Below are 569 nucleotides of genomic sequence, written 5' to 3' on the forward strand. Positions count from 1 at the left end.
CGCTTGGGCTTCACAGGCTGGCGTGTCTCTTGGTCAATACAAAGTAGATAAAAAATCCAATGAAATCAAAGCAATCCCTAAGTTACTAGATCAGCTGGCTATCAAAGGTTGCTTGGTCACAATGGATTCCATGGGATGTCAGAAAGACATTGTCTCCAAGGTTATTGAAAGAGAGTCAGACTATTTGGTTACTGTAAAAAGTAACCAGAAAACGTTACATAAAGAGCTTGTAACCTACTTCGACCATTACTGGGAAAACCATACACAAGACACGCTAAGTGATCACTTTCTTGAGCAACAAAACGAAACTCATGGTCGCAAGGAGCATCGTCGATGCTGGGTCACGACGGACTTATCCTTCCTGTCTATTGCAGCAGAATGGCAAGCAAAAACTGTCGCCGCGATACAATCAGATCGCGTTGCTAATGAAAAAGGCCGAAGCCATATTCGTTATTTTATTTCCAGTAAAGCGATAACGGCGGAAGGAGTGCTAAAGGCTACTCGTGGGCATTGGGGCGTCGAAAATCAACTTCATTGGGTGTTGGATGTCGCTTTTGGAGAAGATCAGT

1 protein-coding gene is annotated in these 569 nt (G+C 43.8%); it reads left to right on the plus strand.

Features of this window, described 5'->3' with window-relative positions:
* Positions 1-569 (plus strand): ISAs1 family transposase (locus V6259_RS19560; RefSeq protein ID WP_341585956.1); only part of this gene is annotated, 569 nt, incomplete at both ends.

Source organism: Marinomonas sp. TI.3.20, assembly GCF_038155025.1.
In the GTDB taxonomy this organism is placed as follows: domain Bacteria; phylum Pseudomonadota; class Gammaproteobacteria; order Pseudomonadales; family Marinomonadaceae; genus Marinomonas; species Marinomonas flavescens.